This window comes from Paraburkholderia heleia NBRC 101817 (assembly GCF_000739775.1).
GTDB classification, from domain to species: Bacteria; Pseudomonadota; Gammaproteobacteria; order Burkholderiales; family Burkholderiaceae; genus Paraburkholderia; species Paraburkholderia heleia.
The window spans coordinates 46,799-54,102 of the sequence record NZ_BBJH01000056.1 but is presented as its reverse complement, the minus strand read 5'-3'; the positions used below and the strand labels follow the sequence as shown (position 1 = coordinate 54,102).

Annotated in this window: 7 protein-coding genes; 1 reads left to right on the top strand and 6 read right to left on the bottom strand. The window is 65.3% G+C overall.

Annotated features, from left to right (window positions below; translation table 11 throughout):
• Positions 1-293: 293 nt before the first annotated feature.
• The 6 genes from BHE01S_RS32930 to BHE01S_RS32905 form a co-directional block, all read right to left on the bottom strand.
• Positions 294-1,325 carry a glycosyltransferase family 4 protein gene (locus tag BHE01S_RS32930; protein WP_042271794.1) on the bottom strand — a complete coding sequence of 344 codons (1,032 nt, stop codon included), beginning with the start codon at positions 1,323-1,325 and terminating at the stop codon, positions 294-296.
• A 79-nt stretch (positions 1,326-1,404) separates the two neighbouring features.
• Positions 1,405-2,364, bottom strand: a complete 960-nt coding sequence (locus BHE01S_RS32925; RefSeq protein ID WP_042271791.1) for a UDP-2,3-diacylglucosamine diphosphatase — start codon at positions 2,362-2,364, stop codon at positions 1,405-1,407.
• A 143-nt stretch (positions 2,365-2,507) separates the two neighbouring features.
• Positions 2,508-3,086 carry an RDD family protein gene (locus BHE01S_RS32920; protein ID WP_084069515.1) on the bottom strand — a complete coding sequence of 193 codons (579 nt, stop codon included), beginning with the start codon at positions 3,084-3,086 and terminating at the stop codon, positions 2,508-2,510.
• A gap of 103 nt (positions 3,087-3,189) precedes the next feature.
• Positions 3,190-4,017: a DUF3106 domain-containing protein gene (locus tag BHE01S_RS32915; protein WP_042271785.1), complete on the bottom strand. Its 828-nt coding sequence runs from the start codon at positions 4,015-4,017 to the stop codon at positions 3,190-3,192.
• A gap of 27 nt (positions 4,018-4,044) precedes the next feature.
• Positions 4,045-4,473, bottom strand: a complete 429-nt coding sequence (locus BHE01S_RS32910) for a DUF3619 family protein (protein WP_042271782.1) — start codon at positions 4,471-4,473, stop codon at positions 4,045-4,047.
• Entirely contained in the window at positions 4,470-5,033 is a 564-nt protein-coding gene (locus BHE01S_RS32905; RefSeq protein WP_042271779.1) for an RNA polymerase sigma factor, read from the bottom strand. Before BHE01S_RS32905 ends, BHE01S_RS32910 begins: the two co-directional genes overlap by 4 nt.
• Positions 5,034-5,431: 398 nt before the next feature.
• On the opposite strand from BHE01S_RS32905, the gene BHE01S_RS32900 reads away from it, so the two are divergent.
• The gene (locus BHE01S_RS32900; protein WP_042271815.1) at positions 5,432-7,207 is read left to right on the top strand and encodes an acetolactate synthase 3 catalytic subunit; all 1,776 of its coding nucleotides are present in this window, start codon (positions 5,432-5,434) and stop codon (positions 7,205-7,207) included.
• Positions 7,208-7,304 lie beyond the last annotated feature (97 nt).

Genomic DNA, 7,304 nt, shown 5'->3' with positions numbered 1-7,304 from the left:
GGGTGCGGCCGGCGGCGCAACGCCAGCTGCGGCTGCGGCGGAAGCGGGCGCGCGCGGATCGAGCGCTTCGGCGGCGCGTGCGGCGCGCGTGGAGCCGCCGGCACGCTGGCCGGCTGGCGCAGTGGGACTGCGTGCGCCCTGGGCGCTATGCGGCGGTAACGGTGGACGTGGCGTCATGGTGGTGCCAGGTAGTGCCCCAGTATCGCACGCGTGCGAGGCGGTTGCGCCGGGGCCGTCCGTGTTCCCGGCGCGCTCGCGGATAATCGAAGCGCGCGCCATGGCCGGCCTCGCACTCAGGCGGCGGCGCTGGAAGGCTCCATCGTCGCGCGCGAGCGCGGCTTCAGATGCGCCGCGAATTGCTCGGAGGCAGCGCGCCACGAGAAACGCTCGGCCCAGGCGCGCGCCTCGGCACGGTCGATCTTCAACGCTTCGAGGCACGCCTCGCGCAGGTCTTCGTTCATCGAGCCCGCGCCGCCCGTGCCCAGCACGTCGATCGGGCCCGTCACCGGGTAGGCGGCCACCGGCGTGCCGCATGCGAGCGCTTCGAGCAGCACGAGACCGAAGGTGTCGGTGCGGCTCGGGAACACGAATACGTCGGCGGCGGCGTAGACCTTCGCGAGCTCGGGTTGGCTCAGGACACCCAGGTAATTCGCCAGGGGATAGCGCGACTTCAACTCGGCGAGTGCCGGGCCTTCGCCGCAGACCCATTTCGAGCCGGGCAGATCGAGCTTGAGAAAGGCCTCGACGTTCTTCTCCACGGCCACGCGGCCCACATACAGGAAGATGGGACGCGCCGTGTTGAGTGCCTTGGATTGCATCGGCCGGAAGATGTCGAGGTCTACGCCGCGCGTCCACAGCACGACGTTCGTGAAGCCGAACTTCTCGAGGTCGGTCTTGACGACGGGCGTGGGCGCCATCACCGCGAGCGAAGGCTTGTGGAACCAGCGCAGGAAGCGGTACGTCGCCGACAGCGGAATGCCGAAGCGCGCCTGCACGTACTCGGGAAAGCGCGTGTGATAAGCGGTCGTGAACGGCAGGTCGTGGTCGATCGCATAGCGGCGCGCGGCGAGTCCGAGCGGACCTTCGGTTGCGATGTGGATCGCATCGGGCCCGAACGCGCGGATGCGTTCCTGCAGATGGCGCTTCGGAAACAGCGAGAGCTTGATTTCCGGGTACGTGGGGCACGGTATCGTGCGGAACTCCAGCGGCGTGAGCAGTTCGACCTGATGCCCGAGCGCGATGAGTTCGCGCGTCGTGTTCTTCAGCGTTCGAACCACGCCGTTCACCTGCGGCTCCCATGCATCGGTCACGATCATTACTTTCATCGGTCGTCGGCCCTCTTGTCGTTCCGTAGTGCGGTTATTGCGGCGGTTATGGCTGCTGCGTGGCGGTATGGGTTGGCACTCAGGCGGCGCTCACACGCGCTTTGCGCGTCGAGACCTGCGTTTGCGGCGCGCGCTTCACGGTCCAGTAGACGATGCGCAACTCGCCCTCGAAGGTCTCGACGAGCGCGGAAAGGCTCTCCACCCAGTCGCCGTCGTTGCAGTACAGGATGCCGTCGATGTCGCGGATCTCGGCCTTGTGGATGTGGCCGCAGACCACGCCGTCGCAGCCGCGGCGGCGCGCTTCGTCAGTCATCACGCGCTCGAACGAGGAGATGAAGTTCACCGCATTCTTGACCTGATGCTTGAGGTACTGCGAGAGCGACCAGTACTGGAAGCCGAGCTTCGCGCGCACGCGGTTGAACCACCGGTTGAGCAGGAGGATCAGTGTGTAGGCCGAATCGCCGAGATAGGCGAGCCACCTGGCGTGCTGGATCACGCCGTCGAACAGGTCGCCGTGCACGACCCACAGGCGTTTGCCGGTGAGCGTCGTGTGAAAGGCTTCCTCGCGCACGTGGATGTCACCGAACGCGAGATTGCAGAACTGTCGCGCGCTCTCGTCGTGGTTGCCCGGAATGTAGACGACCTGGGTGCCCTTGCGCGCCTTGCGCATCACTTTTTGCACGACGTCGTTGTGCGCCTGCGGCCAGTACCAGCCCTTCTTCAGCTGCCAGCCGTCGATGATGTCGCCCACGAGATACAGATACTCCGACTCGTTGTGGCGCAGAAAATCGAGCAGATACGAGGCCTGGCAGCCGCCCGTGCCGAGATGGATATCGGAGAGCCAGATCGTGCGGTAGCGGATGGGGTCGGGGTGATCGTCGTCGTGGGAGCCGCGGGTGGGGGCGTCGTCGATCGGCGAGGGCGGCAGGGGCGGGACGGGAAAGGCGGCCTCGCCGGGGGACGGGTGGAACGTGGCGGAGTCGGTGCCTCGTCCGGTGGTCTGCCGGAACAGGGTGGTCGCTGACGTCTTTTGGGCCATGGCGCGCGCGGCAGGTTGTAATACGCGCATTGCGCCATGCCGGCGTGACGGCAACATGACAGTCACGAGAAGGTCTCGTTACGCAGTCCCAGGTTGTGCCGCGCAAACGGCTTTCCGGTGCGGCGGCGGATGCAGTGCGGCTGCTAGGCCGTCGTGCTCTGTCGTGCGATTGCGACAATGCGCGTGCCCGCAATGCGGTCGTGAAGGAACTGCCTGCCGTGGGCGAAGCGGGCGCTGGCGGCCCAGATCACGAACCAGAAGGCAACGAGCGCAAGCGTGTGCGGAATCGAAAGATCGAGCAGTGGATGCAGCACGAGCGGCGGCAGGAACCAGAGCCACGCGGCGAGGTAGCGCAGTGTCGCTCGCGCGAGCGTGGGCGGCTCGCCGTCCGGCCCGACGACACGCAGGCGCCAGGTCTTCAGCGGCAGCGTTTGCCCGCCCTTGTGCCAGAAGCCGACGAAGTACGCGCCTGCCACGAAGATGATCCAGGCCGCCATCGCGTTGTGATGCGTGTAGCCATTGCGCTGCTGCAGGACGAGGCTGAACGCGAGCCCCGCGGCGAAGACGACGCCGAAAAGCAGCACGCTCTCGTAGACGAACGCCGCGAGGCGGCGGCGAATCGAAACGGGCGCGGGTTCAACCGGGAAGCAGGCGGCGGACGGCAAGGCTTGGGCGCTTTCGGACACGATGGCGTCAGTTCGGGGACGAGACGTCCAAAGCATAACCTCGAATACGCGCGCGGCGAAATAACCGCAACGCCGCGGCGGGGCTCACGCGGGTGCGGCGGCGCCGCGATGAGAATGCCGCGCGTGCCTCGCGGAGGCTTCAGGAGCCCTTGAACGCCGCAGGTGCTTCGGCGGGCGAGACGGGGATGGGCGTGGCCGGCACGAAGCTGCCGGCGGCGGGAATGCCCGCCGCAAACGACGAAGCCACCGCCGGCTCGCCCGGAGCGCCGGGCGCTGCGGGCGCGAGACCCGAGCCCGTGCTGCTCGCGCCGGCCGCGCCCGACGCTCCGGTGACGCCCGCGGGCGCGTGCGGCAGGCCGTGGCGATCGCGCTCGTTGACGAGGCGCTGGATATCGCGAATCTCGCTCTTGTTGCCGCTCGGCGGGGCGCTCACGACGGTGGGCCGGCGCTTGTGCTCGCTTGCGGCAAGGCGTTCTTTCTGCTCTTCGGGGAGCTGCTGGTAAGCCTTCCAGGCGCGCTGGCGCGCCTGTGCCGGCAAATCCTTGGAAACCTGGTAGTTTTCGCGTGCGACACGCCGTTGCTCCGGCGTCATACCGACCCATTCCGCCATGCGTTCATGCAGGCGCTTTTGTGCTTCGGGCGACATTTTGGGGTAACGTGCGGCGATCTTCAGCCATTTTCGCTTGCGCTCGTCGCTGAAGCGATCCCATTCGCCGGCGAACGGCGCGAGCGCGGCGTGCTGCGCGTCGCTCAAATGCGCCCAGGCGAGCGGGTTGGACCGACCGGGCAGCGGCGCGAACGGGGTCGTGACCGGATTATCGACTGCCGGCGCTTTCGCCTGGGCGGGCGCGCCGGCGGTGTTTTCGCCGGTGGGCTCGGGATGAAAGCGCGGGTAGGTCGCCACATACGACACGACTGCCGCGACCACAGATCCAATGACAACGGCCAAGCCGCGCTTGTAACTCACCCCGTCAGTCTCCTGCTCAGATTTTCCTTAGTGCGCGCGCGTCAGATACGCGTTGAACCCGTGATCGAGATAGGCCGTGAGCGGCAGGTCGTCGCTCAGCATGGCCGCGTCGATATCGGCGAGTTCAGCGGTGCGTTGCTGATCTTCGAAATACGCGATGGCAAAGAGGCCCGCCACGAGGGCCGCGAGCGGCCAGGCGAGCGCGAAGCGCGCGAGCGCCGAACGGCGCCGCGCGGGCGGGTGCGTGGGCACGCCGGACAGACTGCCGACACCGGCTGCGGCGAGCGCCGGGGCGCGCACGAGCACGACTTCGGCCTTTTTGTGGGCGAGTGCGGTCTTGCGTGCGGCGGCGAGTCGGGCGGTGGTGGCAGTGGGAAGGTTGGCGGCGCTCTCGTCGAGCGCACGACGCATTTCCCGCACGAACGCTAGTTCTTTATTTTCGAGGGCGGAGCTCATAGGGTGATTCCTTTGGCCTTGAGCGCTTGAGCCAGCGTGTGGGTGGCCCGCGAGCAGTGCGTTTTCACGCTGCCTTCGGAGCAGCCCATTGCGGCGGCAGTCTCGGCGACATCCATATCCTCCCAGTAACGCATCAGAAACGCCTCCCGTTGACGTGCCGGTAATTTCTGGATCTCGTCGTCGATCATCTGGAGCACCTGGGCTCGCTCGATCTGCTGCTCGCTGCTCTCGGCGCCGGCCGTGCCCTGCTCGGCCTCGAAGGTCTCGAGGGGGTCGAAATCCTCGTCTTCGGCGTTGCCGAGTGACGAAAACAGGCTCACCCACGTATTGCGTACTTTCTGCCGACGAAAATAGTCGTGCATCGTATTTTGCAAAATACGCTGGAAGAGCAGGGGAAGTTCTGCGGCCGGGCGGTCTCCGTATTTTTCCGCGAGCTTGATCATCGCGTCCTGCACGATGTCGAGCGAGGCGTCGTCGTCCCTTACGGCGTAGACCGTCTGCTTGAACGCGCGTCTTTCGACGCCCGCCAGAAAGTCGGCGAGTTCCTTGTCTGATGCCATCCGTTGCAGGGCGCCGCCGCCAGCGTACGCGTAATCGTTCGAAAAATGTCGTAAAACTCGCGGATGCTAGCAAATTTTTGCGCCGGCAGGGTAGCGGGAAGGCCGTGAGAATGCTTCGCATCATGAATGCGCCGACCCTGGTGGCTGTCCTGCCGGCCCGTGGCCGGTGCCGCGAGGCGTGCGCGCTGGCGCAACGCCCGTGCCCGCTTTCTCAATATTTGCTTGACCGAAAGGCATCGAGCCGCTATCTTCGACGGTTCGCAACATAAGTGACCTGTCTCAATTCAGATGCGGCCCATGAAGCTCATCTGTCAACTGGACGCGCCGCTTGAACCCGAGCCACAAGCCCGGCAGAGAGCACCCGATCAATTTTTTGCCGAAAATTCGAAAGGTGAATGATGAACATGCCCAGCGCGGAATTCTCCACGTCGGTTCCCCCCTCGCAAGAATCTGACCCTCAAGCTGCTACGTCCATTGGCGGAACTGTGCTGATGAAGGCGCTCGCCGACGAACAGGTCGAATTCATCTGGGGCTATCCCGGCGGCTCGGTGCTTTACATCTACGACGAGCTGTACAAGCAGGACAAGATCCAGCACGTTCTCGTGCGTCACGAACAGGCCGCCGTGCATGCGGCGGACGCCTATGCGCGTTCGACCGGCAACGTCGGCGTGTGCCTCGTGACCTCGGGACCTGGCGTCACCAATGCGGTGACGGGCATCGCGACGGCCTATATGGATTCGATCCCGATGGTGATCATCAGCGGCCAGGTGCCTACCGCCGCGATTGGTCAGGACGCCTTCCAGGAGTGCGATACGGTCGGCATCACGCGTCCCTGCGTGAAACACAACTTCCTCGTGAAGGACGTGCGCGATCTCGCCGCCACCGTCAAAAAAGCTTTCTACATTGCGCGCACCGGCCGTCCCGGCCCTGTGCTGATCGACATTCCGAAGGACGTGTCGAAGACGCCGTGCGCGTATGAACCGATCAGGAACGTCGCGCTGCGTTCGTACAACCCGGTCACCAAGGGCCACTCGGGGCAGATCCGCAAGGCGGTGTCGCTGCTCCTCTCGGCGAAGCGTCCGTATATCTATACCGGCGGCGGCATCATCCTCGCGGATGCGTCGCGCGAACTGAACCAGTTTGCGGACCTGCTCGGCTACCCGGTCACGAACACGCTGATGGGTCTGGGCGGCTACCGCGCGAGCGACCGCAAGTTCCTCGGCATGCTCGGCATGCACGGCACCTACGAAGCCAACATGGCGATGCAGCACTGCGACGTGCTGATCGCGATCGGCGCGCGCTTCGACGACCGTGTGATCGGCGACCCCGCGCACTTCGCCTCGCGCCCGCGCAAGATCATTCACATCGACATCGACCCGTCGTCGATTTCGAAGCGCGTGAAGGTCGATATCCCCATCGTCGGCGACGTGAAGGAAGTGCTCAAGGAGCTCATCGAGCAGCTTCAGCATGCCGAACACGGCCCGGATACGGCCGCGCTCGCCGACTGGTGGAAGGACATCGAAGGCTGGCGCGAGAAGAACTGCCTGAAGTTCGACCGCTCGAGCGAGATCATCAAGCCGCAGTACGTGGTGGAGAAGGCGTGGGAGCTCACGGGCGGCAATGCGTTCGTGTGCTCGGACGTGGGCCAGCACCAGATGTGGGCCGCGCAGTTCTACCGCTTCAACCAGCCGCGCCGCTGGATCAACTCCGGAGGCCTCGGCACCATGGGCTTCGGCCTGCCGGCGGCGATGGGCGTGAAGATGGCGCACCCCGACGACGACGTGCTGTGCATCACGGGCGAAGGCTCGATCCAGATGTGCATTCAGGAGCTGTCGACCTGCAAGCAGTACGACACGCCCGTGAAGATCATCTCGCTCAATAACCGCTACCTCGGCATGGTCCGCCAGTGGCAGCAGATCGAATACAGCAAGCGCTATTCGCATTCCTATATGGATGCGCTGCCCGACTTCGTGAAGCTCGCCGAAGCGTACGGCCACGTCGGCATGCGGATCGAAAAGACCGCGGACGTCGAGCCGGCGCTCAAGGAAGCGCTGCGTCTGAAGGACCGCACGGTGTTCCTCGATTTCCAGACCGACCCTTCCGAAAACGTCTGGCCGATGGTACAGGCCGGCAAGGGCATCACCGAGATGCTGCTCGGCTCGGAAGACCTGTAACGGTATTGGCACGGCGCCGCTTCGACCTCGCGCGGCGCGCGTCCACAAAAAGGACGCGCGGGTTCGCGGGGAAGGGCGGCAGCCACCGGCATCTGAC